Source organism: Xenophilus sp. (assembly GCF_044462705.1).
Taxonomy (GTDB): domain Bacteria; phylum Pseudomonadota; class Gammaproteobacteria; order Burkholderiales; family Burkholderiaceae_C; genus Xenophilus; species Xenophilus azovorans.
The window spans coordinates 22,858-49,237 of sequence record NZ_JBIQNC010000005.1 but is presented as its reverse complement, the minus strand read 5'-3'; the positions used below and the strand labels follow the sequence as shown (position 1 = coordinate 49,237).

At 71.2% G+C, this 26,380-nt stretch carries 22 protein-coding genes and 2 tRNA genes; 11 read left to right on the top strand and 13 right to left on the bottom strand.

Features of this window, described 5'->3' with window-relative positions:
• Positions 1-92 precede the first annotated feature (92 nt).
• The 4 genes from ACIY1X_RS02170 (at position 93) to ACIY1X_RS02155 (ending at position 4,977) form a co-directional block, all read left to right on the top strand.
• Positions 93-581: a MarR family winged helix-turn-helix transcriptional regulator gene (locus tag ACIY1X_RS02170; protein ID WP_399677652.1), complete on the top strand. Its 489-nt coding sequence runs from the start codon at positions 93-95 to the stop codon at positions 579-581.
• A complete protein-coding gene (locus ACIY1X_RS02165) occupies positions 578-2,131 on the top strand; it encodes an MFS transporter (protein WP_399677650.1) in 1,554 nt (517 codons plus the stop codon). Before ACIY1X_RS02170 ends, ACIY1X_RS02165 begins: the two co-directional genes overlap by 4 nt.
• A 91-nt stretch (positions 2,132-2,222) precedes the next feature.
• A complete protein-coding gene (locus ACIY1X_RS02160; RefSeq protein ID WP_399677648.1) occupies positions 2,223-3,485 on the top strand; it encodes a D-amino acid dehydrogenase in 1,263 nt (420 codons plus the stop codon).
• Positions 3,486-3,513: 28 nt separating this feature from the next.
• A complete protein-coding gene (locus tag ACIY1X_RS02155) occupies positions 3,514-4,977 on the top strand; it encodes an NAD(P)H-hydrate dehydratase (protein ID WP_399677646.1) in 1,464 nt (487 codons plus the stop codon).
• A 7-nt stretch (positions 4,978-4,984) separates the two neighbouring features.
• Here ACIY1X_RS02155 and ACIY1X_RS02150 read toward each other — a convergent pair whose 3' ends face one another.
• Both ACIY1X_RS02150 and rnr read right to left on the bottom strand, forming a co-directional pair.
• Positions 4,985-5,743 (bottom strand): SDR family oxidoreductase, encoded by a 759-nt coding sequence (locus ACIY1X_RS02150; RefSeq protein WP_399677644.1) that lies wholly within the window; start codon positions 5,741-5,743, stop codon positions 4,985-4,987.
• A gap of 33 nt (positions 5,744-5,776) precedes the next feature.
• Positions 5,777-8,110: a ribonuclease R gene (rnr, locus tag ACIY1X_RS02145; RefSeq protein ID WP_399677642.1), complete on the bottom strand. Its 2,334-nt coding sequence runs from the start codon at positions 8,108-8,110 to the stop codon at positions 5,777-5,779.
• Between the two features lie 2 nt (positions 8,111-8,112).
• Between rnr and ACIY1X_RS02140 the strand changes: the two genes are divergently transcribed.
• A tRNA-Leu gene (locus tag ACIY1X_RS02140) sits at positions 8,113-8,197 on the top strand.
• A gap of 80 nt (positions 8,198-8,277) precedes the next feature.
• Here ACIY1X_RS02140 and rimO read toward each other — a convergent pair.
• From rimO to ACIY1X_RS02110, 6 genes are all read right to left on the bottom strand, one after another.
• Entirely contained in the window at positions 8,278-9,678 is a 1,401-nt protein-coding gene (rimO, locus tag ACIY1X_RS02135; protein ID WP_399677640.1) for a 30S ribosomal protein S12 methylthiotransferase RimO, read from the bottom strand.
• A gap of 61 nt (positions 9,679-9,739) precedes the next feature.
• Positions 9,740-10,273, bottom strand: a complete 534-nt coding sequence (gene phaR / locus ACIY1X_RS02130; protein ID WP_038210399.1) for a polyhydroxyalkanoate synthesis repressor PhaR — start codon at positions 10,271-10,273, stop codon at positions 9,740-9,742.
• 102 nt (positions 10,274-10,375) lie between these two features.
• The gene (locus ACIY1X_RS02125) at positions 10,376-10,738 is read right to left on the bottom strand and encodes a hypothetical protein (protein WP_399677638.1); all 363 of its coding nucleotides are present in this window, start codon (positions 10,736-10,738) and stop codon (positions 10,376-10,378) included.
• 150 nt (positions 10,739-10,888) lie between these two features.
• A tRNA-Val gene (locus ACIY1X_RS02120) sits at positions 10,889-10,965 on the bottom strand.
• Positions 10,966-11,043: 78 nt separating this feature from the next.
• Positions 11,044-13,254, bottom strand: coding sequence for a RelA/SpoT family protein (locus ACIY1X_RS02115; RefSeq protein ID WP_399677637.1), 2,211 nt, complete (start codon positions 13,252-13,254; stop codon positions 11,044-11,046).
• 16 nt (positions 13,255-13,270) lie between these two features.
• Entirely contained in the window at positions 13,271-14,239 is a 969-nt protein-coding gene (locus ACIY1X_RS02110; protein WP_399677635.1) for an alpha/beta fold hydrolase, read from the bottom strand.
• A 66-nt stretch (positions 14,240-14,305) separates the two neighbouring features.
• Here ACIY1X_RS02110 and ACIY1X_RS02105 point away from each other — a divergent pair, with 66 nt between their 5' ends.
• Positions 14,306-15,076 (top strand): 3-hydroxybutyrate dehydrogenase, encoded by a 771-nt coding sequence (locus ACIY1X_RS02105; protein ID WP_399677634.1) that lies wholly within the window; start codon positions 14,306-14,308, stop codon positions 15,074-15,076.
• A 21-nt stretch (positions 15,077-15,097) separates the two neighbouring features.
• On the opposite strand, the gene ACIY1X_RS02100 is transcribed toward ACIY1X_RS02105, so the two are convergent.
• Together ACIY1X_RS02100 and ACIY1X_RS02095 are read right to left on the bottom strand one after the other, a co-directional pair.
• Complete coding sequence (locus tag ACIY1X_RS02100; RefSeq protein WP_038210408.1) at positions 15,098-15,793, bottom strand: SIMPL domain-containing protein; 696 nt, start codon at positions 15,791-15,793, stop codon at positions 15,098-15,100.
• An 89-nt stretch (positions 15,794-15,882) separates the two neighbouring features.
• Positions 15,883-16,242 (bottom strand): hypothetical protein, encoded by a 360-nt coding sequence (locus ACIY1X_RS02095; RefSeq protein WP_399677632.1) that lies wholly within the window; start codon positions 16,240-16,242, stop codon positions 15,883-15,885.
• A gap of 186 nt (positions 16,243-16,428) precedes the next feature.
• Between ACIY1X_RS02095 and ompR the strand changes: the two genes are divergently transcribed.
• Together ompR and ACIY1X_RS02085 are read left to right on the top strand one after the other, a co-directional pair.
• On the top strand, positions 16,429-17,160 hold the full coding sequence (gene ompR / locus ACIY1X_RS02090; RefSeq protein ID WP_038210410.1) for a two-component system response regulator OmpR: 732 nt from the start codon (positions 16,429-16,431) through the stop codon (positions 17,158-17,160).
• Between the two features lie 93 nt (positions 17,161-17,253).
• On the top strand, positions 17,254-18,666 hold the full coding sequence (locus tag ACIY1X_RS02085; RefSeq protein ID WP_399677691.1) for an ATP-binding protein: 1,413 nt from the start codon (positions 17,254-17,256) through the stop codon (positions 18,664-18,666).
• 3 nt (positions 18,667-18,669) lie between these two features.
• On the opposite strand, the gene ispF is transcribed toward ACIY1X_RS02085, so the two are convergent.
• Together ispF and ispD are read right to left on the bottom strand one after the other, a co-directional pair.
• The gene (gene ispF / locus ACIY1X_RS02080; RefSeq protein WP_399677629.1) at positions 18,670-19,173 is read right to left on the bottom strand and encodes a 2-C-methyl-D-erythritol 2,4-cyclodiphosphate synthase; all 504 of its coding nucleotides are present in this window, start codon (positions 19,171-19,173) and stop codon (positions 18,670-18,672) included.
• A complete protein-coding gene (ispD, locus tag ACIY1X_RS02075; protein ID WP_399677628.1) occupies positions 19,170-19,898 on the bottom strand; it encodes a 2-C-methyl-D-erythritol 4-phosphate cytidylyltransferase in 729 nt (242 codons plus the stop codon). Before ispD ends, ispF begins: the two co-directional genes overlap by 4 nt.
• Positions 19,899-20,019: 121 nt before the next feature.
• On the opposite strand from ispD, the gene mfd reads away from it, so the two are divergent.
• From mfd to serB, 3 genes are read left to right on the top strand one after another with little or no spacing between them, the layout of a single operon-like run.
• On the top strand, positions 20,020-23,571 hold the full coding sequence (gene mfd / locus ACIY1X_RS02070) for a transcription-repair coupling factor (RefSeq protein ID WP_399677626.1): 3,552 nt from the start codon (positions 20,020-20,022) through the stop codon (positions 23,569-23,571).
• A 17-nt stretch (positions 23,572-23,588) separates the two neighbouring features.
• Positions 23,589-24,206 (top strand): hypothetical protein, encoded by a 618-nt coding sequence (locus ACIY1X_RS02065; protein ID WP_399677624.1) that lies wholly within the window; start codon positions 23,589-23,591, stop codon positions 24,204-24,206.
• Between the two features lie 35 nt (positions 24,207-24,241).
• Positions 24,242-24,973: a phosphoserine phosphatase SerB gene (gene serB, locus ACIY1X_RS02060; RefSeq protein WP_399677622.1), complete on the top strand. Its 732-nt coding sequence runs from the start codon at positions 24,242-24,244 to the stop codon at positions 24,971-24,973.
• A 22-nt stretch (positions 24,974-24,995) separates the two neighbouring features.
• Here serB and ACIY1X_RS02055 read toward each other — a convergent pair whose 3' ends face one another.
• Complete coding sequence (locus ACIY1X_RS02055) at positions 24,996-26,189, bottom strand: Rieske 2Fe-2S domain-containing protein (RefSeq protein WP_399677621.1); 1,194 nt, start codon at positions 26,187-26,189, stop codon at positions 24,996-24,998.
• Positions 26,190-26,380 lie beyond the last annotated feature (191 nt).

The window sequence follows — 26,380 nt, the reverse complement described above, 5'->3', positions numbered from 1 at the left end:
CAGCCAGCGCACGGCGGCGGCTGCTTCGCAGCGGCCTGCATCGGATCGGCTTCATTCATATAATTTCATTTGAAATTATATCGAAAGAAATCATGGACACCGGTTCCCGCCTCCACCGCCTGCTGGCAGACCGTCCTGCGCCGCTGCGGGACGCGGTGATCGCCTCGCGCATGCTGCTGCGCACCGCCTCGCTGCTGGAGCAGCGCATCGACGCCGCGCTGGCGCCGCACGGCCTGACGATGCGCGAATACCTCGCGCTGGTGTTGATCGCCGACGACGCCGTCGAGCCGCTGCGCCCCTCCGACCTCGGGACCTCGCTGAACGCCAACCGCACCCGCATCACGCGGCTGCTCGACGGGCTGGAGGCCCGCGGCCTGGTGCGCCGGGTGCCCGACCAGGCCGACCGGCGCAGCCTGCACCTGGCGCAGACCGAGGCCGGCGCCGCGCTGGTGGCCGCCGCCACCCCGCTGGCGCACGCCGCGTACCTGGCCGCCTGGGCCCCGCTGGGCGAGGACGGCACGCGCCGCACCGGCGGCGCCCTGCGCCGGCTGCACGAGCACCTGGCGAAGGACGCATCGTGAGCGGCGCTGCGCGCCGCCTTGCCCCGCTGCTGCGCCACGCCGGCCGCAAGCGCCTGCTGATGCTGCTGCTGGGCCTGCTGGTCGGGCTCGACTTCCTGGAAAACGGGATGTTCATCTTCGCCGCCAGCCACATCGCCGGCGGCGTGGGGGCGGGTCCGCGCGAGTTCGCCGAGGTGCAGGCGGCCTACGCCGTGGCCAGCATGCTGTCGATCGCGGCGCAGCAGTGGCTGTCGCGCCACTTCGGCTACCGGCGCTACCTGGCCGGCGCGCTGGTGCTGTTCACGGTCGGCGCACTGGCGGCTGCGCAGGCCGGCAGCACCGCGGGGCTGGCGCTGGCGCGCACGGTGCAGGGCCTGGGCAGCGGCGCGCTGTTCACCAGCAGCCGCGTCCTGGTGCAGATGCTGTTCACGGCGGCCGACCGGCCGGCGGCGACCAAGTGCTTCATGATCGGCGCCTTCGGGACCGGCGCCCTCTCGCCGATCCTGGCCGCGACGATGGTCGAGGCATGGGGCTGGCAGTGGGTCTTCCTGGCCGCGCTGCCGCCGGCCGGCATCGCGCTGGCCGGCGTGCTCGCGCTGCTGCCCGGCGGCGTCGGCCGCGGCGGCGAGCCGGTGCGCTGGGCGGCCGGGCCGCTGCTGTTCTTCGCCGCGGCCATCGGCTGCGTGCAGTGGGCGCTGTCGGAGGCGCGCTATGAGGTGTTCTCGCACCCGGCGCGCCTCACGCTCGCGGTGCTGGCCGGCGCCGCATTGGCGGGCGCCTTCCTGCGGCACCAATGGCACCACCACGAGCCGCTGCTGCGCCTGCGTGAACTGCGCCACCCGGCCTACGTCATGGGCCTGGGGCTGTACTTCCTCTACTACTGCCTCACCAACTTCAGCGCCTACCTGTTCCCCATCTTCGCCGAGCGCAGCCTGGGCCTGCCCCTGGCGACCACCGGCTGGCTCAACGGCTTCGCCGGCGTGGCGAGCGTGGGCATGGCCTGGCTGTACATCCGCTTCGGGCCGCGCATGGCGAAGAAGAAGCCGCTGGTCGTCGGCGGCGCCCTGGGGCTGGCACTGGCCTCCTGGCTGTTCGCCGTGCTGCCGCCCGGAGCGCCGGCCGCCGCGCTGTGGCTGGGCGTGGCCGTCAAGGGCCTGTTCGGCGTGCTGATGATCCTGCCGGTGGCAGGCCTGACCTTCCGCAGCCTGGGCGAGGCCCAGTTCGCGCACGGCTACCAGAGCAAGAACCTGATGCGGCAACTGGCCGGCTCCTTCTCCACCGCGGTGGCGGCCATCGCGCTGCAGGACCGGCAGTTCGCCACCGCGAGCGACCTGGCCGCACGCCTGAACACGGCCAACCCCGCCGCCACCCAGTGGCTGGACACGCTGCAGGCCGGCTTCGCCGCCCACGGCATGGCGCCCGCGCAGGCGCACGGCGCCGCCCTGGCGGAACTCTCGCGCGTGGTCGACCAGCAGTCGCTGCTGATGGCCTGCGAGGACCTGTACCGCGGCCTGGGCCTGCTGGCCCTGGCGACGGGCGTGGTGGTGCTGGTGCAACGGCGGCTCAAATAGCGCCCGCCGGCGACCGGCGGGCCGCCGCGCGTCCACTATCCTCGCTACCTCCGGCGCAGCCGCGGCGCGCCCTGTTCCTGCCCCTGTCTTCATGAAAATCGCCATCGTGGGCGCCGGCATCATCGGCGTCACCACCGCCTGGGAGCTGGCCTGCGATGGCCACGAGGTCCACGTCTTCGACCGCCGCAGCGCCGCGGCCGAGGAATCCAGTTTCGCCAACGCCGGCGTGGTCGCGCCCGGCTACGTCACGCCCTGGGCCGCGCCCGGCATGCGCATGAAGGTGCTGCGCTCGCTGCTGTCCTCGCACGGCGCGATCAAGCTGCGCTGGCCGCTCAGCGGACGCGACGTCGGCTTCATGCGCGCCTGGCAGCGCGCCTGCCGGCTGGAAACCTACCTGGCCAACCGCGCCCGCATGCAGCGCCTGGCCTTCTACAGCCGCCAGCGGCTGCACGGCATCGTGGCGGCGCGCGAACTCGTCTACGAGCGCAGCGACGGCTACCTGGTGCTGCTGCGCGGCAAGCGCGAGAAGAAGCTCGTGCGGCCCGGCCTGGAGGTGCTGCGCCAGGCCGGCGCGGTGTTCCGCGAGATCGACGCCGACGAGGCGCGGCGCCTCGAGCCCGCGCTGTCGCCCGACACGGACCTGGCCGGCGCCATCCACCTGCCCGACGACGAGGTGGGCAACTGCCGCCAGTTCGCGATGCTGCTCAAGCGCGAGGCCGAGGCGCTGGGCGCGCAGTTCTTCTTCGACTGCGACATCGCGCCGCTGTCGCGCGCGGCGCCCCGCTCGCTCTCGCTGGCGGCCGGCTCGCCGGCGCTGGCATTCGACGCCGTGATCGTCTGCGCCGGCGTCGCTGGCGCCGCGCTGCTGGCGCCGCTGGGCGTGCGGGTGCCGCTGGCACCGGTGTACGGCTACTCGCTCAGCGCATCGATCCGCGAGCCGCTCAATGCGCCGCGCAGCGCGGTGATGGACGAGCGCTTCAAGGTCGCCATCTCGCGCATGGGCCTGCGCGTGCGCGTGGCCGGCAGCGCGGAGCTGGGCGGGCGGCCCGGCGAGCTGCATCCGGGGGCCGTGCAGACGCTGTACAAGGTGCTGCACGACTGGTTCCCGGCTGCGGCGCAGATCGAATCGGGCGGCGTGCAGCAGTGGAAGGGCGCGCGGCCCATGCTGCCCGACGGCCCGCCCGTCATCGGCCCCAGCGGCGTGCCCGGCGTGTGGCTGAACCTGGGCCACGGCTCCAGCGGATGGGCGCTCTCGTGCGGCAGCGCGCGCGTGCTGGCCGACATGGTGGCCGGCCGCGAGGCGGAGATCGACCTGGAGGGCCTGGGGCTGGAGCGGCTGCTGCCCGGCGCCTGAATCCCTCGCGCGGCGGCAGAATCGGCCGATGCGCCCGATCCGCCCGTCCGACCTCGCCGCACCGCTGCCCCTCTTCGGCGTCGAGGCCTCGCGCCGCATCGAAAGCCTGGCCGCCGCGCCGCTGCCGCCGCACACGCTGATGCAGCGCGCCGGCCTGGCCGTGGCGCGGCTGGCGATGGCGCTGGCGCCGCGCGCCGGCACCGTCTGGATCGCCTGCGGGCCGGGCAACAACGGCGGCGACGGCTTCGAGGCCGCGATGCACCTGGCGGCGCGCGGCTTCGCGCCGGTCGTCACCTTCGCCGGCGACGAAGCGCGGCTACCGCAGGACGCCGCCGCCTCGCTGCGCCGCATGCGCGCGGCCGGCGTGACGCTGGCCGCGGCCCCGCCCGCGCAGTTCGACCTCGCCATCGACGCCCTCCTCGGCCTGGGCGCGCGGCGGGCGCCGGAAGGCACGATGGCCGACTGGCTGCGCCGGATGCGTTCGGGGCCGGCGCCGCTGCTGAGCGTGGACCTGCCCTCCGGCCTGGACGCCGACAGCGGCCGGCTCGGGCCCGATGGCGGCGCAGCCCCCCGCTTCTGCCTGAGCCTGCTGACGCTCAAGCCCGGCCTGTTCACGGCCCACGGCCGCGACGCGGCGGGCGAGGTCTGGTTCGACGACCTGGGCTGCGTGCCCGGTGACGTGGCGCCGGATGCCCTGCTGGCCGCCGCCCCGGCCCCCGCGGCCCGGCCCCACGCCTCGCACAAGGGCAGCTTCGGCGACGTGGCGGTAATCGGCGGCGCCGAGGGCATGGTCGGCGCGGCCGTGCTGGCCGGCACGGCCGCGCTGCATGCCGGCGCCGGGCGCGTGTTCGTCGCGCCGTTGGCGCCGCCGGCCGCTGCGCCGGCGTGGGACGGCACGCAGCCCGAATTGATGTTCCGATCGCCCGGCGCGCTGGCGCTGGCGCACCAGGCCGTCGTGTGCGGCTGCGGCGGGGGCGAGGCGGTGCGCGCCCTGCTGCCGCGCGTGATCGACGAAGCCGGCTCTCTGGTGCTGGATGCCGACGCACTCAACGCGCTGGCCGCCGACGCGCCGCTGCGCGATGCCGTGGCGCGCCGTGCCGGCCGCGGCCTGCCGACGGTGCTGACGCCGCATCCGCTGGAGGCGGCGCGGCTGGCGGGCTGTTCCGCCGCCGAAGTGCAGGCCAATCGCCTGCGCCACGCCCGCGACCAGGCGACCGCGCTGGCTTGCACGGTGCTGCTCAAGGGCACCGGCACGGTGATCGCTTCGCCGGGCGAGACGCCACGGATCAACCCGACCGGCAACGCCCGGCTGGCGACCGCGGGCACCGGCGACGTGCTGGCGGGCATGGTGGGCGCCGCGCTCGCCGCAGGCCTGCCGCCGCACGAGGCGGCGGCCGCGGCCTGCTGGCGCCACGGCGCGCTGGCCGACGGCTGGCCGCCCGCACGCGCGCTCACCGCATTGGCACTGGCCCGCGCCGCGCAACCATTCTGAAACCGCCTCAGCCGCGCCCGACGAAGGGCATCTTGGTCGCCATCACCGTGTGGAAGAGCACGTTGGCCTCCAGCGGCAGGTTGGCCATGTAGAGCACCGACTGGCCGACGATGGCCACGTCCATCACCGGCTCCACCGCGATCTCGCCATTCGCCTGCGGCACGCCCTTCTGGAAGCGCGCCGCCATCTCGGTCAGCGCGTTGCCCACGTCGATCTGGCCGACGGCGATGTCGTACTTGCGCCCGTCCAGCGAGGCCGTCTTGGTCAACCCGGCCACCGCGTGCTTGGTGGCGGTGTAGGCAATGGAGTTGGGCCGCGGCGTGGTGGCGGAGATCGAGCCGTTGTTGATGATCCGCCCGCCGCGCGGCGACTGGTCGCGCATCACGCGGAAGGCCTGCTGGATGCAATAGAACATGCCGTTCAGGTTGATGTCGACCACACCCTTCCACTGCTCGGCCGTCCAGTCCTCGAAGGGCCCCTGCGGATTGCCGACGCCGGCGTTGTTGAACAGCAGGTCGACGCGGCCGAAGCGCTCGACCACCGCGGCGAACAGCGCGGCCACCGATTCCTGCCGGGCCACGTCGGTGGGCACGGCGAAGGCGCGCGCGCCGGCACCGGATTCGTCGGCCACCGCTTCCAGCGGCTCCAGCCGGCGCCCGGCCAGGGCCACGCTCCAGCCGTCGGCCAGCAGCGCCAGGGCGGCGGCGCGGCCGATGCCGGAGCCCGCCCCGGTGACGATGGCGATGCGGGAGGTCTTGTCGTTCATGCGGTCTTCTCCTTGGATGCGGACCGGCGGCGCTCAGCCGCGCGGCCCCTTGTTGCTGCGCTTGTTCTTCATCTTGCCGGCGGCCTTCTTGACCGCCGACGTCAGGGCCTGGATGGGCGAGGTCGGGCGCGCGTCGCGCGCCTTGCTGCGCGACTGGCGCTTCTTGTCGGAGGCCTTGGCGGGCACGCCCGAAGGAGGCGCGACGCCCTTGTCCTTCATCGCGCGCGCCGCCAGTTCCTCGCCCTCGCGCACCAGGCGGAAGTCGATCTTGCGGCCGTCCAGGTCGACCCGGCTGACCTGCACCCGCACGCGGCTGCCGATGGCGTAGCGGATGCCGGTGCGCTCGCCGCGCAGTTCTTGGCGCGCCTCGTCGAACTTGAAGTACTCGCCGCCCAGCTCGGTGATGTGCACCAGCCCCTCGACGTACATCGCGTCCAGCGTGACGAAGATGCCGAAGGTGGTCACGGCCGTGACCACGCCGCCGTACTCCTCGCCCAGGTGCTCGCGCATGTACTTGCACTTGAGCCAGGCCTCGACGTCGCGGCTGGCCTCGTCGGCGCGGCGCTCGTTGGCGCTGCAGTGCAGGCCGGCGGCCTCCCAGGCCTGCACTTCCTTGCTGTGCGGCGCCGCCGGCTTGGCCTGCCGGGCGACCGGCGCCTTCACCCGCGAGGCCAGGCGCTTGGCCAGCTTGGCGTGCGCCTCGCCCGGCGTGGGCAGCACGGGGAGCTGGTACTTCGTGTTGCCCAGGATCGCCTTGATCACGCGATGCACCAGCAAGTCCGGATAGCGGCGGATCGGGCTGGTGAAGTGCGTGTAGGCCTCGTAGGCCAGGCCGAAGTGGCCGCTGTTGATCGGCGTGTAGATCGCCTGCTGCATCGAGCGCAGCAGCATGGTGTGGATCTGCTGCGCGTCGGGGCGCTCCTTGGTCGCCTGCGCGATGGCCTGGAACTCCGACGGGTGCGGCTCGTCGCTGATCGACATGCCCACCGCCATCGCCTTGAGGTAGTTGCGCAGGATCTCCTTCTTCTCGGGCGTGGGGCCTTCGTGCACGCGATACAGGCCCGGATGCTTGCCCTGCGCGATGAAGTCGGCGCTGCACACGTTGGCCGCGAGCATGGCCTCTTCGATCAGGCGGTGCGCGTCGTTGCGGATGCGCGGCACGATCTTCTCGATGCGGCCGGCGTCGTCGCAGACGATCTGCGTCTCGGTGGTCTCGAAGTCCACCGCGCCGCGTTTCTCGCGCTGCGACAGCAGCGCGCGGTACACGTCGTGCAGGTTCAACAGGTCCTGCACCCGCTCCTGCCGCCGCATCGCCTCCGGCCCGCGCGTGTTCGCCAGGATCGCCGCCACCTCGGTGTAGGTGAAGCGGGCGTGGCTGAACATCACGGCCGGGTAGAACTGGTAGGCCTCGATCTCGCCGGCGCCCGTCACCACCATGTCGCACACCATGCACAGGCGCTCGACCTCGGGGTTGAGCGAGCACAGCCCGTTGGACAGCTTCTCCGGCAGCATCGGGATCACCCGGCGCGGGAAGTACACGCTGGTGGCGCGGTCGTAGGCGTCGATGTCGATCGGCGAACCGGTCTTCACGTAGGCGCTGACGTCGGCGATCGCCACCAGCAGGCGCCAGCCGTTCTTCGCCGACCGGCCGCGGCCGACCTTCGTCGGCTCGCAGTACACCGCGTCGTCGAAGTCGCGCGCGTCCTCGCCGTCGATGGTGACCAGCGGCACGTCGGTCAGGTCCACGCGGTTGCGCTTGTCGGCGGGGCGCACCTTGTCCGGCAGCGCCTTGGCTTCCGCGAGGCAGGCCTCGGAGAACTCGTGCGGCACGCCGTACTTGCGCACCGCGATCTCGATCTCCATGCCGGGGTCGTCGATCTCGCCCAGCACCTCGGTCACACGCCCGACGGGCTGGCCGAACAGAGCCGGCGGCTCGGTGAGCTGCACCACCACCACCTGGCCCGTCTTCGCGGCGCCGGTGGCGCCCTTGGGGATCAGCACGTCCTGCCCGTAGCGCTTGTCCTCCGGCGCGACCAGCCAGATGCCGCCTTCGTGCAGCAGCCGGCCGATGATCGGCTGCTCGGGCCGCTCGATGATCTCCACCACGCGGCCCTCGGGGCGGCCGCGGCGGTCGGTGCGCACGATGCGCGCCTTGACGCGGTCCTTGTGCAGCACCGCACGCATCTCGTTGGGGGGCAGGTAGATGTCGGCCTCGCCGTCGTCGCGCTGCACGAAGCCGTGCCCGTCCCGATGGCCCAACACCGTTCCTTCAATTTCTTCCAGCAGACTGCCGGAGTGGCCTGAATTTTTGATATGATCTCCTTCTGTTCTGAAACGCAGACGTTCTTGCTTACCCAGCGAGAACATCAGCCCAGGTGGCGGAATTGGTAGACGCACTAGTTTCAGGTACTAGCGAGTAACATCGTGGAGGTTCGAGTCCTCTCCTGGGCACCAAACACACAAAGCCACCGGCAACCCCGGTGGCTTTTTCTTTGCGGCTTCGGCTGCGACGGTCGGTCACGCGACGTGATGCCTCAGACGGGCAGCGCCACTAGGTCGTGGCCTTCGGTGGCCACGATGCGCGCCCGCGTGAACTCGCCCACCTTCAGTTGCTTGCTGATCTTCTCGGGCGGCAGCAGGCGCACGATGCCGTCGATCTCGGGCGCGTCCGCATAGCTGCGCCCCACCCCGCCCCTGCGGCCCATCGCCGGCGCCGAATCCACCAGCACCTGCATGTTCGCGCCGATGCGGCGCTTCAGGCGCTCGGCCGACACGGCCTCGGCCACTTCCATGAATCGGGCGCGGCGCGCCTCGCGCTCGGCCTCCGGCAGCATGCCGGGCAGCTCGTTGGCGGTGGCGCCCTCGACCGGGCTGTAGGCGAAGCAGCCGGCGCGGTCGATGCCGGCCTCCCGCACGAAGTCGAGCAGGTGCTCGAACTCGCTTTCCGTCTCGCCCGGGAAGCCGGCGATGAAGGTGCTGCGAATCACCAGCTCGGGGCACATCTCGCGCCAGCGCGCGATGCGCTCCAGGTTCTTCTCGCCGCTGGCCGGGCGTTTCATGCGCCGCAGCACGTCGGGGTGGCTGTGCTGGAAAGGCACGTCCAGGTAAGGCAGCACGCGGCCCTCGGCCATCAGCGGGATGATCTCGTCCACGCTCGGGTACGGGTACACGTAGTGCAGCCGCACCCAGGCGCCGTAGGGCTCGGCGATCTCGCCCAGGGTGCGCACCAGTTCCAGCATGCGCGTCTTGACCGGCTTGCCGTCCCAGAAGCCGGTGCGGTACTTCAGGTCGACGCCGTAGGCCGAGGTGTCCTGGCTGATCACCAGCAGTTCCTTCACGCCACCCTCGAACAGCGCGCGCGCCTCCTTCAGCACGTCGCCCACCGGCCGCGACACCAGGTCGCCGCGCATCGAGGGGATGATGCAGAAGGTGCAGCGGTGGTTGCAGCCCTCGCTGATCTTCAGGTAGGCGTAGTGCTTCGGCGTGAGCTTGATGCCGGCCGGCGGCACCAGGTCCACGAAGGGGTCGTGCGGCTTGGGCAGGTTGGCGTGGACGGCGTCCATCACCTCCTGCGTCGCATGCGGGCCGGTCACCGCCAGCACGCTGGGGTGCATCTGCTGCACCAGGTTGCCGCCGTCCTGCCCGGCCTTGGCGCCCAGGCAGCCGGTGACGATCACCCGCCCGTTCTCCGCCAGCGCCTCGCCGATGGTGTCCAGGCTCTCCTTCACGGCGTCGTCGATGAAGCCGCAGGTGTTCACGATGACGATGTCCGCGCCCTCGAAGGTCTTGGACGTGCTGTAGCCCTCGGCACTGAGCTGGGTGAGGACGAGTTCCGAATCGGTCAGCGCCTTGGGACAGCCCAGGCTGACGAAGCCGACCTTGGGCGCTGCGGCGGCCGGCGGGCTGGTTCGTTCGGGGGAGGCAACTTCGCTCATCGCGCTATTGTCCCAGTTCCGGGGCGCCCCGGCCCGATGGCGCCCCGCCCGCGCGGGGTGTTCAGGGCCGCTTGATGCCGAAGGCGCCGAGGACCTGCTCGGTGTTCTTCTGCATCTGCTCCTGCATCTGCAGGAAGACGTTCTTGGACTGCTCGACGTAGCTGCCCATCAGCCCCTGCAGCATGGGCGACTGCATCGACATGAAGCGGGCCCACATCTCGGGCGTGAGGCTCTGCGCCTTCTCGGCCAGTTGGGCCTGCACCTCGGTCATGGCCTGGATGTTCTTCTCCAGGTACGGCGCCATGAAGCCCTGCATCGCGTGGCCGTAGAAGCGGATGATGCTGGCCAGCACCTGCTCGGTGAACATCGGCGCGCCGCCCGCCTCTTCCTCCAGGATGATCTGCAGCAGGATGCTGCGCGTGAGGTCGTCGCCGGTCTTCGCGTCGCGCACCACGAAGGGCGCGTTCTCCATCACCAGTTGCTTGACCTCGGCCAGCGTGATGTACGCCGAGGTGTCGGTGTCGTAGAGCCTGCGGTTGGGGTACTTCTTGATGACGCGCTGCGGCGACTTGGAAGCGCCCTTCTTGCTCTGCACTGCTCACTCCTTGCGGCGCCCGCTGGTGGGGCGGTCCGGATCATTCTAGGAAGCGGTATTGCTGCACCGCGCCAAGGTTTACCCTGACCGGCCCGGCCCGCCTCAGGGGGTGGTGGCGTACTCCGCGCCGCAGCTGCGGCACCGGCCCGTTTCGGTGATGCCGTCGCCGGCGCGGTGGAAGCTCAGCAGGTGCTTAAAGCCGCCGAACACCCAGCAGCGCGGGCAGTGCTCCTGGCCGGCCACCGGCAGGTAGGCGCGCGCCCGCTGCTCGGCGCGCTCGCGCGTCACGGCGGCGCCGTGGCTCTCCGCGCGCAGCACGTCCTCGGCCGCCATGGTGTCGACGCGGCCTGCGGCGCGGTCGTTCATGCCGTAGACCGCCCGCGCGAACTCCAGCGGCGCCTGGCGCATGAGCGCTGCCAGGCGCGATTCCACGGCCTGGAGCTGCGGGGCGTCGATGGAGGTCATGGGCTGGAAAAAGTACGGATCAGGCGGCATGCGCATGCCGGCGTCAAGGTACCACAAGCCAGGGGCCGCCTCCAGACATGCGCCGCGCACGAGGGCCCGGAGCCTGCCTCCCGCAAGGGAGGCCTCTGGAGGCAAGGAGAGAAAGGAAATTGGTAGGCGCGATTGGACTCGAACCAACGACCCCCACCATGTCAAGGTGGTGCTCTAACCAGCTGAGCTACGCGCCTAAGGGTGTTCGAGAAGTGAGATTGTAGCAGGAAGAACGCGGCCTTCTTCGGGCCGCGCCCCTCTCTTTCCGTTTCTGCTCAGCGCCGGCGCGCCCAACGCACGCCCGGCACGTTCGCCACGACGCCCAGCACCTGCGCCAGGCGGCTCGTGTCGGTGATCTCGATGGTGAAGGTCATCCATGCCGTGCCGCGCACCGACTGCGTCTGCACGCCGATGACGTTCATCTTCTCGCGGGCGAAGACGTCCGAGATGTCGCGCAGCAGCCCCTGCCGGTCGGCCGCCTCGACCGCCACGTCGACGGCATAGACCGAGTCGCCGGCGCCGGCCTTGGGCTTGCCCCACTCCACCTCGATCACGCGCTCGCGGTTGCGGTTGGCCATGTGCCGGAAGGTGCTGCAGTCGGCACGGTGCACGCTCACGCCATGGCCGCGCGTGACGAAGCCGCGGATCGCGTCCGGCGGCGCGGGCCGGCAGCACTTGGCCAGTTGCGTCATCAGCGACGAGACGCCGACCACCAGCACGCCGCCCTTGCTGCCCTGCTCGCTGCCGCGCGGCTTGCGCACCAGGGGCACGTCGTCGGCCGGCGGCGCGGCCTCCTGCGGGCGCAGCAGGTTCTCGATGTTGCGCAGGGAGAACTCGTCCTTGCCCACCACCTCGAACAGCTGGTCGGCCGAGCGGAAGCCCAGTTGCGAGGCCAGGTCGTCCAGCTTGAGCGCCGTCCTGCCTTCCCGCTGCAGCAGCCGCTCCACCGCCTCGCGGCCGCGGGCGACGGTCTCCTGCGTCGCCTGCGCGTTGAACCAGGCCCGCACCTTGGCGCGTGCGCGCTGGCTGGCCAGGTAGGCCAGGTCCGGGTTGAGCCAGTCGCGCGAGGGGCCGCCCTCCTTGGCCGCGATGACCTCCACCGTCTGCCCGTTCTGCAGCGGCGTGTTCAGCGGCACCATCGCGCCGTCGACCCGCGCGCCGCGGCAGCGGTGGCCCAGTTGCGTGTGGACGGTGTATGCGAAGTCCACCGGCGTGGCGCCCTGCGGCAGCTCGACGATGGCGGCATCGGGCGTGAGCACGTAGATGCGGTCGTCGAACAGCCCCTTGCCCTGGTCGCCGCCGGCGAGGTCGCGTTCCCAGGCCAGCAGCTGGCGCAGCACGGCGATCTTGGCGTCGTACTCGCCGCCGGCCCACACCCCGGCGTAGCCGCGCGGTCCGGCCTCCTTGTAGGCCCAGTGCGCGGCCACGCCGTGCTCGGCGTGCTCGTGCATCTGCTCCGTGCGGATCTGGATCTCGATGGGCTTGCCGGCCTGCCCGTTCGCCACCTCGCGCACCACCGTGTGCAGCGACTGGTAGCCGTTGGCCTTGGGCCGGGCGATGTAGTCGTCGAACTCCTCGACGATGGGCTGGAAGTGCGAATGCACCCAGGCCAGCACCGCGTAGCAGTCCTTCACGTCGGTCACGATGACACGCAGCGCCAGGATGTCGAACACCTGGCCGAAGTCCAGCGACTTGCCGCGCATCTTCTTGACGATGCTGTAGATGTTCTTCGGCCGTCCCTGCACGGTGGCGGTGATGCCCTGCGCCGCCAGTTCGCGCTCCAGGCGCTCGCGCAGCTGCGCCACGTAGCCCTCGCGCTCCACGCGCTTCTCGTCCAGGAGGCGCGCGATGAGCTTGTAGGTCTCGGGCTCCAGGAAGCGGAAGGACAGGTCCTCGATCTCCCACTTCACCTGCCAGATGCCCAGCCGGTTGGCCAGCGGCGCGAAGACCTGCAGCGACTCGCGCGCCAGGCTCTCGGGCACCGGCGTCCTGGAGGCCGCCGCATGCCGCAGCGTCTGCAGGCGCGAGGCCAGGCGCAGCATCACCACCCGCAGGTCGCGCGAGAAGGCGAGCAGCATCTTGCGCACGTTCTCCGTCTGCGCGCCGGCGTCCTGGTGGGCGGTGACGACCGAACGGGTCTGCTTCTGCACCTGCACCAGCTTGGTGGTCTCCACCGCCAGCGCGGCGAAGTTGTCGCCGAAGACCTTGGCGATGACTTCCTGCGGCCGGTTCAGGTGCTGGCAGGAATAGACCAGGTAGGTCGCCGCCTGCATGGCTTCGGAGCCGCCCATGGACGCGACGATGGCCGCCACCGCGTCGGCATGGGCCAAGGTGTTCTCGCCGGTGTCGAGGAACTCGCCCTCGATCAGCGGCGCGGCGAAGGCGCGCGCCCGCTCCAGCATGTTCGCGATCGCCGGCTGCCCCTGCGCGGTGGCGGCGGACAGCGCGTGCTCGGCCGGCGCCGGCCGGGTGGTCGTCTCGGTCATCGAGCGCACGTCGCCCTCATCGGTCCAGCAGGAAGGACGCGACGGCCCCGCTCTGTGCCGGATCGATCAGCGTCGGCGCATGGCCGACCCCGGCGAACTCGACCAGCCGCGCGCGCGGGCCGCGCTGCGTCATGGCCTGCGCGGTGGCCGGCGAGAGCAGATCGGACTGCGCGCCGCGCAGCAGCAGCGTGGGCACGTGGATGGCGTCGTACAGGGCCCACGCGGCCTGCTCGGCCTGCGCGGCGATCTCGGGCGTGAGCGCGCGGATCGGCTCGGCGAGGGCCGGGTCGTAGTGCAGCACCACGCCGTCGCCGCCCTCGCCTGTGCCAGGCGCCTGCTTGCGCCGGCCGTCGGCGCTGCGCTCGCCCGCCGGCACGACCATCGGCCGCGTCAGCGCCAGCCACTGCTCGGGCGTGTGGGGACCGAAGCCGGTGGAAATCGACCACAGCGCATCGGCCGCGGCCTGCACGTCCGGGTAGCGTCCGCCGCGGCCGACATACGAGGCGATGCGCGCGATGGCGGCGGCCTCGATCGCCGGCCCCACGTCGTTGAGCACGAGCCGGCGCACCGGCGCCGGCAGCGGCAGGTCCTTCGCGCCCGCCAGCACCATGCCGATCAGCCCGCCCATGCTGGTGCCCACGACGTCGAGTGCACCGATCGGGGCCTCGGCCTGCAGCGCCGCGAGCAGCGCCAGCACGTCGCCGGCGTACTGCGGCACCTGGTAGCCCTGCGGATCGCGCAGCCAGTCGCTGCGGCCGCGGCCGACGATGTCCGGGCAGACGACGCGCAGCGGCCCGTGCACCTGCGCCAGCAGCACGCGCGCCAGCGTGTCGAAGTCGCGGCCCTGGCGCGTCAGGCCGTGCATGCACACGACGACGTGCGCCGCGGCGGGATCGCCCGGGCTGCTGTTCCATTGCCAGTACGCCATGCGATGACCGCCCTGCCCGTCGGGGCAGTTCACGAAATCGAGCCTGGGTTCAGTCATTCGAAGGGTCCGTCTTGCTGCGGATAATGGGCCGGTTCATCGTAATTGATCCGGAGTTCTCGCATCATGCTCAAAGGCAAAACCGCCCTCGTCACCGGCTCCACCAGCGGCATCGGACTCGGCATCGCCAAGGCCCTGGCGCAGCAGGGCGCCCACATCGTCCTCAACGGCTTCGGCGACTCGGCCGCGCCGAGGGCCGAGATCGAGAAGCTGGGCGTGCGCGCCGAGTACCACGGCGCCGACATGAGCAAGCCTTCGGAGATCGAGGACATGATGAAGTTCGCGGCCGCCAAGTTCGGCCGCGTGGATGTGCTGGTCAACAACGCCGGCATCCAGCACGTGGCGAAGGTGGAGGACTTTCCGCCCGAGAAGTGGGACGCCATCATCGCCATCAACCTCTCCAGCGCCTTTCACACCACGCGCCTGGCCGTTCCCGCCATGCGCGAGGCCAACTGGGGCCGCGTGATCAACATCGCCTCGGCCCACGGCCTGGTCGCCTCGGCGCAGAAGTCGGCCTACGTGGCGGCCAAGCACGGCATCGTGGGCCTGACCAAGGCGGTGGCACTGGAAACGGCCGCCACCGGCGTGACCTGCAACGCCATCTGCCCCGGCTGGGTGCTGACGCCGCTGGTGCAGAAGCAGATCGACGACCGCGCGGCGCGCGAAGGCATTCCGGTCGAGCAGGCGCAGCGCGAACTGCTCGGCGAGAAGCAACCTTCGCTGCAGTTCACCACGGTGGAACAGCTCGGCGGCCTGGCGGTGTTCCTGTGCTCGCCTGCCGCCGACCAGGTGCGCGGCGTGGCCTGGCAGGTGGACGGCGGCTGGACGGCCCAGTGAAGGCCGGGCCGGCAGCTTCCTCTACTTGAGCTGCACCGAGCCCGAGACGTCGATGGTCACCGCCGTCGTGCCGGCTTCCACCGGCACCGGCGCGTCGGACGAGAAGGACTTGGCGGCCGCAGCCATCACGCGCGGCTGCACCGGCCCGCCGTGGCTGGAATTGACCGACACCTCGCGCAGCGAATAGCCCGAGAAGCCGAAGCCGCGGGCCAGCTCGTCGGCCTTGCGCCGGAAGTTCTCGATGGCCAGCTGCTGCGCCTCGGCCTCCGACTTCTGGCGCTGCTCGCGGCTGAGGGCGAAGCCCACGTGGCTCACGGTCAGGGTGTCGATGCGCGAGGCGGTGCGCGTGATGCGGGCGAAGTCACGCCCTTCGAGGATCAACTGGGCGCTGCCCTGCCAGCCGCTGATCTTGCCCTCCCGGCTGTAGCGGGGGCTGAGGCTGAAGTTGCCGGTGCGTACGTCGAGCTGGCCCGGCTGGGCTTCCTTCTTGGCCTGCGCCAGCGCCGCGTCGAGCGCGCTGCGCACCTGGGACTGCACGGTCGCCGCGTCCGCGCCGTCGCGCGTGGTGCCGAGCGTCATGTTCAGCAGGTCCTGCTGGACCTCGACCGTGCCGCTGGCGGACAGCTGCAGCACGTTCTGCGGCGGGGTCCACGGGACGTTCTGGGCGGCCGCCGCACCGGCGGCAGCCAGCGCGGCGCAGACCGCGATCAGCTTCATGGCATTCAAATTCAAGACAGGCTCTCCCTGAAGTGGGTGTGGATGGCTGGATACGGGAAGGGAACGGCGCGGCCCGGCGCCGCGCCGGCTCACTGCCGCGAGTTGGACGCCCAGGGCCAGAAGACGCGCCAGCCGCTGCCGGCCGGCTGTCCGCTGCCGCCGGACGATACCGCCGGGCCGGACTCGGCCGTCTGCGTCGCCTCGTTGCGGGCCGCCCATTCGCTGCGCAGTTGCTCGCGCAACTGCGCCCTCTCGGCCGCCGTCAGCCGGCGCCCGGCCATGGCCTCGTCGGCGCGGATCTGCTCGCGCTGCTCGTCGCGGTGGTCGGCCACGGCGCGCCGCACGTCCAGGCGGTCGGGCTGGCCCGCACGCAGCCATTGCGCACCCGCTGCCAGGGGCGCGGCGACGGCGGCAAGGCACAGCAGACGCAGAATGACGGAACGGGGCATCGGCTCAGGCATCCATTGAAAAGCCTGACACTGTGCCACCCCAACGTGTCGCTTCGGCAAGGCGGGCGCGAGCGTGCGCAAGTTTTGTAACTTAGTGTCAGACAACACCGATTTCGCGGCAGACGTCAGAAGAACGCCTTCAGAATCGCCGCTGTTACAAATTCATCTCTCGGAACTGTTGCTCCAATGACTCAAGCACCCGCCCGAACCGACAAGATCGTCATCGTCGATGACGACGCCCGCATCCGCGACCTGCTGCGCCGCTACCTGACCCAGGAAGGCTTCGAGGTCATCGTGGCGGAAGACGGCAAGGCGCTCAACCGCATCCTGCTGCGCGACACGGTGGACCTGATCGTGCTCGACCTGATGATGCCCGGCGAGGACGGCCTGTCGGTGTGCCGCCGCCTGCGCGCCGCCAACGACCGCACCCCGATCATCATGCTCACCGCCAAGGGCGAGGACGTGGACCGCATCGTCGGCCTGGAGGTCGGCGCCGACGACTACCTGGGCAAGCCCTTCAACCCGCGCGAGCTGCTGGCGCGCGTGCATGCGGTGCTGCGCCGCCGCCCACCGCAGGAGGCGCCCGGCGCCCCCTCGACCGAAAACGAGATGGTCAGCTTCGGCCCCTTCGAGTTCGACCTGGGTTCGCGCACGCTCAAGAAGGACGGCGAGGAGCTCTCGCTGACCACCGGCGAGTTCGCCATGCTCAAGGCGCTGGTGCGCCACCCGCGCCAGCCGCTGTCGCGCGAGAAGCTGGCGCAACTGGCGCGCGGCCGCGAGTTCGAGCCCTTCGACCGCAGCCTGGATGTGCAGATCTCGCGTCTGCGCAAGCTGATCGAGTCCGACGCCGCCGCGCCGCGCTACATCCAGACGGTGTGGGGTGTCGGCTACGTGTTCGTGCCGGACGGCACGGCGTGACGCATCGTGTCGGCCGTCGCCGGCCCTGATACGACGCAGCCCAGCCCGCTGGCTGAGGACACGGCGTCGGTCACCCTGCCCACGCCGCTGGAGATGCGGCCGCACCGCGGCCGCCGCCGGCGCCTGCGGCTGGGCTTCAGCCTGTTCTGGCGCACCTTCTTCCTGCTGGCGCTGCTGCTGATGGGCTGCATCTTCGTGTGGCTGCAGACCTTCCGTTCGCTGGAGGACGAGCCGCGCTCCGTGCAGACGGCGCACCAGATCGCCTCGCTGGTCAACCTCACGCGCGCGGCGCTGGTCTATTCGGACGCCATCACCCGCGTCTCGCTGATCAAGACGCTGGCCGACCAGGAGGGCGTGCGCATCCTGCCGCGCGAGCCGCACGACCGCTTCGAGGCCTACACCCAGGGCACGCTGGACCGCCGCGCGACGGAGGAGCTGGTGGACCGCCTGGGCGAAGGCACGGTGATCGCCAGCCGCGTCAACGACGAGCCGGGCCTGTGGATCGGCTTCGCGATCGACTCCGACAACTACTGGCTGCTGCTGGACCCAGCGCGCTTTTCGCGCGTGGGCGGCCGCACCTGGCTGACCTGGCTGATCACGGCCGTGGCGCTGTCGCTGGCCGGCTCGGCGCTGATCACGCGCTTCATCAACCGGCCGCTCAAGCAGCTGTCGCGCGCCACCACGCAGGTGCGCGAGGGCGAGTACGAGGCGCACCGGCTCGACGAGCACGCGCGCACCAAGGAGATCCGCGACGTCAACGTCGGCTTCAACCGCATGGCCGACCAGCTCGCCAAGATCGAGCAGGACCGCGCCGTGATGCTGGCCGGCATCTCGCACGACCTGCGCACGCCGTTGGCGCGCCTGCGGCTGGAAACCGAGATGAGCGTGGCCGACGAGGACGCGCGCGCCCACATGGCCGCCGACATCGCGCAGCTGGACGCCATCATCGACAAGTTCCTCGACTACGCGCGGCCCGACCACGTGCAGTTCCTGCCGGTGCTGCTGCGCGACGTGATCGACGCCAGCATCTTCAGCGTGCAGGACTACGACGACGTGGAGATCAAGGTCGAGGTGGACCCGGAGCTGGCCGTGATGGCCGACGAGGTGGAGCTGATCCGCGTGATCTCCAACCTGGTGGAGAACGCCCGTCGCTACGGCAGGACCCCCGGCACCGAGGTCGCGCAAATCAACATCCAGGCCCAGGCGCACAACGACGCGGTGCTGCTGAAGGTGCGCGACCACGGCCCGGGCGTGCCGCAGTCGCTCCTGGTGCAGCTGACCAAGCCCTTCTTCCGCGGCGACGCGGCGCGCACCTCGGCGGCCGGCGCCGGGCTGGGGCTGTCGATCGTGGCCAAGAACATCGAGCGCATGGGCGGCAGCTTCGCGCTGACGAGCACGCCGGGACGCGGCTTCGCGGCCCACATGCGGCTGCAGCGCGCCGCCACCAGCCAGGCGGTGGCGGCGAAGAAGCAGAAGGCCGAAGGCAAGACGGCCCGGATGGCGTGAGCCTCAGCGGTGCAGCAGCACCGCGGCGCGCGCCTCCATCGCGCGGCCCTCGCCCACCGGGCCGAGCTTCTCGGCCGTCTTGGCCTTCACGTTGACCTGGCCGGCATCGAGGTCGAGCACATGCGCCAGCCGCGCGCACATGGCCGGGATGTGCGGCGCCAGCTTCGGCGCCTGCGCGATGACGGTGCTGTCGACGTTGCCGATCTGCCAGCCGGCGGCGCGCACGCGCCGCGCCGCCTCGGCCAGCAGCACCATCGAGTCGGCGCCGCGGAACTGCGGGTCGGTGTCGGGGAAATGGCGGCCGATGTCGCCGAGCGCCGCGGCGCCGAGCAGCGCGTCGGTGATCGCATGGGCCAGCACGTCGGCATCGGAATGGCCGACGAGGCCCTTGTCGTGCGCGATCTCGACGCCGCCCAGCACCAGGCGGCGGCCTTCGGCGAGCTGGTGGACGTCCCAGCCCTCGCCGATGCGGATGGAGAAGGGGGCGGCAGGCGCGGATTCGGTCATGGGATGCGGCGCGCCCCGGCGGTGGTGGCGCGCGCGGCAAGCACGGCCTCGGCCAGGGCGAAGTCCTCGGGATAGGTGATCTTGAAGTTCTGCGCGCTGCCCGGCACCAGGCGCGGCGCCAGGCCGGCGGCTTCGATGGCGCCGGCCTCGTCGGTGATGGCGTCGCCGGCTTGCGCCAGCGCCTCGGCCAGCGTGCCCAGGCGGAACATCTGGGGCGTCTGCGCCAGCCACTTGCCGGCCCGCGGCAGCGTGCCTGCCACGCGGCCCTCGGGTGTGGCCGCCTTGAGCGTGTCGGGCAGCGGCAGCGCCAGCAGGCCGCCCACCGGGTCGTCGGCGCAGTCGGCCACCAGCCGCTCGACCAGCGCCGGCGTGACCAGGCAGCGCGCGGCGTCGTGGACCAGCACCCAGTCCTGCGCGCCGGCGCCCGCTGCGGCCAGCGCGCGCAGGCCGTTCGCCACCGTGGCAGCGCGGGTGGCGCCGCCCACGCGCAGCAGCCGCTCGCCGGCGTGGGGAAAGTCCGGCAGCACCTGTTCGACGAGCGCGTCGTCCGGCGCCACCACCAGCGCCAGCGTCGCCAGCCGATGGCCCAGCGCGCGGAACGCCTCGACGGTGTGCGCCACGATCGGCCGCCCGGCCAGCGGCGCGTACTGCTTGGGCCCGGCCGCGCCGGCGCGCGCACCCACGCCGGCACACGGAACGAGCACATGCAGACGGGGTGCGGACATGGATGGATGCGAGGGTTGGCGCGGGGCGGCAAGCCCTGCGGAAAGAGGGGCGCCATTCTAGAATCGGGCTTCTCACACCCCTCGCCCCCACGGCGCGGGGTGTTTGTCATTTCCCGCACCGATGCAACTCCCCACCCTCCTTCCCGGCAAGCGCTTCACGCTGCCGCGCCCGCCGGCCTCCGGCGACGCGCTGCTGCTGGCGCGGCTGGCCGAGCGCGAGCAGCAGCACGGCCGCCTCGTCGCCCTCTTCACGGCCGAGGCCACCGACACCCAGCGCCTGCTCGACGAGATCGCCTTCTTCGCGCCCGGCCTGCGCTGCGCCGTCTTCCCGGACTGGGAGACGCTGCCCTACGACAGCTTCTCGCCGCACCAGGACCTGATCAGCGAGCGGCTGGCGACGCTGTGGCGCATCTCGCAGCGCGAGGTGGACGTGGTGCTGGTGCCGGCCACCACGGCGCTGTACCGCCTGGCGCCGCCGGCCTTCCTGGCCGGCTACACCTTCCAGTTCAAGACCGGGCAGAAGCTCGACGAAGCGAAATTCAAGGCCCAGCTCACGCTGGCCGGCTACAGCCACGTCACGCAGGTGGTCAGCCCCGGCGAGTACGCGGTGCGCGGCGGGTTGATCGACCTGTTCCCGATGGGCTCGCCGCAGCCCTTCCGCGTCGACCTGTTCGACGACGAGATCGACTCGATCCGCACCTTCGACCCCGACTCGCAGCGCAGCCTCTACCCGGTGCCCGAGGTGCGCCTGCTGCCCGGCCGCGAGTTCCCGATGGACGACGAGGCGCGCGCGCGCTTCCGCGCCCGCTGGCGCGAGTTGCTGGAGGGCGACCCGACCAAGAGCCGCATCTACAAGGACATGGGCAACGGCGTCGCCACCGCCGGCATCGAGTACTACCTGCCGCTGTTCTTCGACGAGACGGCCACAGTGTTCGACTACCTGGGCGCGGCCAGCACGCTGGTGCTGCACGGCGACCTGGAGGCGGCCTTCCAGCACTTCTGGCAGGACACGCGCGAGCGCTACCGGCTGGTGCAGGGCGACCCGGAGCGGCCTGCGCTGCCGCCGGAGGCGCTGTTCCTGTCGGCGGAGCAGTTCTACGGCAAGTCCAAGGCGCATCCGCAACTCGCTGTCCGCACCCCCTCCCCCGTTCGCGCTGAGCCTGTCGAAGCGCCTGGCCCGGCTTCGACAAGCTCAGCCCGAACGGTGGGGGAGGAATCCACATCCGCCTACGCCGAGTTCGAATCGCTGCCGCCCCTGGCCGTCTCGCGCGGCGCCGACGACCCACTCACCCGCCTGAAGGAGCACATCGCCCGCACGCCGCACCGCGTGCTGGTGCTGGCCGAGAGCGACGGCCGGCGCGAGAGCCTGCTGGACTTCCTGCGCGCCAGCGGCGTGAGCCCGCCGGCCTTCGACTCGCTGGCGGAGTTCGAGGAAGCGGAAGGCGAGAAGGCCGGCATCGCCACCGCCGCCGTCGCGGCCGGCTTCGCCTGGACCGAGGCCGGCATCGACTTCGTCACCGAGACCGAGCTGTTCGCCACCGGCCCCACCACGCGCCGGCGCGGCAAGCGGCAGGAGGCGACCAGCGACGTCGATGCGCTGATCAAGGACCTGTCGGAACTGAAGGTGGGCGACCCGGTCGTGCACAGCGCGCACGGCATCGGCCGCTACCGCGGGCTGGTCAACATGGACCTGGGCTCGAAGAACGCCGACGGCACGCCGGCCCTGCAGGAGATGCTGCACCTGGAGTACGCGGACAAGGCGACGCTGTACGTGCCGGTGTCGCAGCTGCACCTGGTCAGCCGCTACACCGGCGTGAGCGCCGACGAGGCGCCGCTGCACAAGCTGGGCAGCGGCCAGTGGGAAAAGGCCAAGCGCAAGGCTGCGGAGCAGGTGCGCGACGCCGCCGCCGAGCTGCTGAACATCTACGCCCGCCGCGCCGCGCGCGAGGGCTTCGCCTTCCGCTTCTCGGCGGCCGACTACGAGGTCTTCGCCAACGACTTCGGCTTCGAGGAAACAGCCGACCAGAAGGCCGCGATCCACGCCGTCATCCAGGACATGGTCTCGCCTCGCCCGATGGACCGCCTGGTCTGCGGCGACGTCGGCTTTGGCAAGACCGAGGTGGCGCTGCGCGCGGCCTTCGTGGCGGTGACGGGCGGCAAGCAGGTGGCCTTCCTCGCGCCGACCACGCTGCTGGCCGAGCAGCACCACCAGACGCTGGTGGACCGCTTCTCCAAGTGGCCGGTGAAGGTGGCGGAGATGAGCCGCTTCCGCTCCGGCAAGGAGATCGCAGCCGCCGCCAAGGGGCTGGCCGACGGCAGCGTGGACATCGTGGTCGGCACGCACAAGCTGCTCTCCGGATCGGTCAAGTTCAAGAACCTGGGCCTGCTCATCATCGACGAGGAGCACCGCTTCGGCGTGCGCCACAAGGAGGCGATGAAGGCGCTGCGCGCCGAGGTGGACGTGCTCACCCTCACCGCCACGCCGATCCCGCGCACGCTGGGCATGGCGCTCGAAGGCCTGCGCGACCTCTCCGTGATCGCCACCGCGCCGCAGCGCCGGCTGGCGATCAAGACCTTCGTGCGCAACGAAGGCACCGGCGTCATCCGCGAGGCGGTGCTGCGCGAACTCAAGCGCGGCGGGCAGTGCTACTTCCTGCACAACGAGGTCGAGACCATCGAGAACCGCCGCCAGAAGCTGGAGCAGATCCTGCCCGAGGCGCGCATCGCCGTGGCCCACGGCCAGATGCCCGAGCGCGAGCTGGAGCGCGTGATGCGCGACTTCGTGGCGCAGCGCTACAACATCCTGCTGTGCTCGACCATCATCGAGACCGGCATCGATGTGCCCACCGCCAACACCATCGTCATCAGCCGCGCCGACAAGTTCGGCCTGGCGCAGCTGCACCAGCTGCGCGGGCGCGTCGGCCGCAGCCACCACCAGGCGTACGCCTACCTGATGGTCCCCGACATCGAGGGCCTGACCAAGCAGGCCGCGCAGCGGCTGGACGCGATCCAGCAGATGGAGGAGCTGGGCAGCGGCTTCTACCTGGCGATGCACGACCTGGAGATCCGCGGCGCCGGCGAGGTGCTGGGCGAGAACCAGAGCGGCAACATGATGGAGATCGGCTTCCAGCTGTACAACGAGATGCTGGCCGAGGCGGTGAAGTCGCTCAAGGAAGGCAAGGAGCCGGACCTGCTCTCGCCGCTGAACGTGACCACCGAGATCAACCTGCACGCCCCCGCCCTGCTGCCCGACGACTACTGCGGCGACGTACACCTGCGCCTGTCCTTCTACAAGAAGCTGGCCACCGCGAAGACCTCCGACCAGATCGATGCGCTGCTGGAGGAGATCGTCGACCGCTTCGGCAAGCTCCCCGCCCAGGCGCAGACGCTGATCGACGTGCACCGCCTGCGCGTGCTGGCGCGGCCCTACGGCGTGGTCAAGGTCGACGCGGCGCCGGGCGTCATCCACATCACCTTCAAGCCCAACCCGCCGGTCGACCCGATGGCGATCATCGGCCTGATCCAGAAGAACCGGCACATCAAGCTGGCCGGCAACGAGAAGCTGCGCATCGAGCGCGAGCTGAAGGAGCCGAAGGACCGCGCGCAGATGGTGCGCGACGTGCTGCGCTCGCTGGGGCAGCCGAAGGTGGAAGCGCAGGCGGTGCCCGCCTGAGCCGCCGCGCCCGCGCCATGTTCGCCGAAGCCGCCCTCCTTCTCGTCGCCCTGGCGGCGGCGCTCGCGCTGCGGCCGTGGCGCCTGATGCCGCATGGGGAGCGCCTCGGCCCGCTGCTGGCCGTGTTGGTGCTGCTGCCGTGGGTGTGGGCGCTGCCGGCGCTGCATCCGGTGGCCTCGCAACTGCGCTGGTCGGGCGCCTGCCTGGCGGTGCTGCTGCTGGGCTGGCCGGTGGCGGTGCCGGTGCTGCTGGCGGCCGCCGCGCTGGCCGGGCTGATCGCCTCGCTCGGCCCCGCCGAAACGATCGGCATCGCCTTCTGGCAAGGCGTGCTGCCGGCCACGCTGGCGCTGGGCCTGGGCGCGCTGCTGCGGCGCTGGCTGGGCGAGCATCCCTTCGTGTACCTGCTGGGCCGCGCCTTCCTGGGCACCGTGGCCTGCGTCTTCCTGGCCGGCGCGCTGCAGGTGTGGGCGGGCGAACGCCTGCCCGGCACCGAACCCGGCCTCGCGCTGGTCGCCCACTGGCTGATGGCCTGGGGCGACGGCATCGTCACCGGCATGCTGGCCAGCATCTTCGTGGCCTTCGCGCCGCAGTGGCTGGCCACCTGGTCCGATACGCTCTACCTGCGCCGGCCCTGACGGCCGCACTCCTTCCCGACTTTCCGCCTCCGCCGATGTCCTCCGCCCCGCTTCCCGCTCCCGTCGAATTCGCGCCCGGCCTCGTGCTGCGCGGCGTCCAGCCGCCGCTGGCGCTGTCGGACTTCCGCCTGATCGCCTTCGACATGGATTCGACGCTGATCACCATCGAGTGCATCGACGAGATCGCCGACGTGGTGGGCAAGAAGGCGGAGGTCGCCGCCATCACCGAAGCCACCATGCGCGGCGAGATCAAGGACTTCAAGGAAAGCCTGCGGCGGCGCGTGGCCCTGCTGCGCGGCGTGCCGGCCGGCGCCCTGCAGGAGGTGTACGACCAGCGGCTGCGCCTCACGCCCGGTGCGCCCGAGCTGGTGGCCGCCTGCCGGGCGGCGGGGCTGAAGGTGCTGCTGGTCTCCGGCGGCTTCACCTTCTTCGCCGACCGCGTGCGCGAACGGCTGGGCATCGACTTCGTGCGCTCCAACCTGCTGGAGCAGGACGGCGGCATGCTCACCGGCCGCGTGGTGCCGCAGAGCTGGGGCGACATCTGCGACGGCGCCGAGAAGCGACGCACGCTGCTGGAGGTGGCATCGCTGCTGCGCATCGACCCGGCGCAGGCGATCGCGGTGGGCGACGGCGCGAACGATCTGCCGATGATGGGCGAGGCGGGCCTGTCGGTGGCCTACCGCGCCAAGCCCCGGGTGCGCGAGCAGGCGATGATCGCCATCGACGAGGGCGGGCTGGACCGGCTGCTGGCACTGTTCGAGGGCTGATCGCCCTCGCCGCCGGCCTGCTTCAGCGCGGGTCGCGGAACCAGTTGCCGGCCTCGACGCGGATCAGCACCTTGTCGGGGTCGAAGTTCACGCCGGCCGGGTCCCTGCCCTCCTGCACCGCCTTGATCTGCTGGCGCAGCGCGCGGCGCAGCATGCCCACGCCCTTGTCGCTGGTGGCCAGGTGCTCCTCGTTGTGGAAGGTGATGGGCCCCTGGCCCACCTGCGCCTCCCAGTCTCCGGGGTAGCGCTGCCGCTCCTCCTCGGTCATCTTCGACCACGGGCGCAGGTTGGGGCTGCGCGGCAGCGCGTTCTGGTCCTCGGGGATCTTCATCGCGAAGCACAGGCGGAAGTGGGTGTCGTCCACCGGCACCACGAAGCCGATGCCGCCGGCGGCGCCGTGGCGCAACTGCACGTTGGGCACCATGCGCACGTAGGGGAAGCTCGCCGCCGTGATGCGGTCCATCTCGCGCCCGTCGTCGAGCTTGCGGTAGGCGGTGTAGCGGATGCCGTCGTCGGTGTACTCCCATTCCACCTCGGGCATCACGCCCATCTCCAGCACGAACTGCACGCCGCTGAAGGTGGTGTGCAGCACGGGGATGTGGAAGGGGTCCATCACGTTCTCCCACTCCTGCAGCCAGTTGCAGGGCACGATCTCCACGTCGTCGTCGCCGCCGGCGTAGAGGCTGGAGTGCGAGACGTGCAGCTTCATGCCGGGCTCGATGGTCTCGAGGATGTCCCAGCGCGGCAGCAGCGGCATGCGATCGGGCGGGCCCATGTAGGCCCAGAGGATGCCGTAGCGCTCCTGCACCGGGTACCACGGCTGGCGGATGCGCTCGCGGTTCGCGCCGCCGCCCTTCTCGCAGGGCTGGTCCAGGCAGCGGCCTTCCACGCTGAACAGCCAGCCGTGGTAGCAGCAGCGGATGCCCTCGGGCTCCACGCGGCCGTAGAACAGGTCGGTGCCGCGGTGCGCGCAGCGGTTGTGCAGCAGGCCGGCGCGGCCGCTGCGGTCGCGGAAGACGATCAGGTCCTCGCCCAGGATGCGGATGCGCGCCGGCGTGGTGGTCACGCGCTCCGACAGGGTGACGGGGTGCCAGTAGCGGCGCATGAATTCGCCGCAGGGCGTGCCGGGCCCCACCTCGGTGAGCAGGGCGTCGTGCTGGCCGGCCGGGCGGCCGTAGGCCACGCCGGTCAGGTCGGGTTTCTCGTAGGCGCTCAAGTTCTTTTCTCCAGGTGCCCGCCGATCGGCGTCGTGGGTCCGCATCTGAATTTGTCCAAACGGTCAAATCAGATCATACGAACACGCCATGCCACGGCGCAATGCCTGAGACAAGCCCGGATCTCGGGGAAAGCGATCATTTGACCGAATGGTCAAACCTCACCAGAATCGCGACCCGCCTCCCCACAACT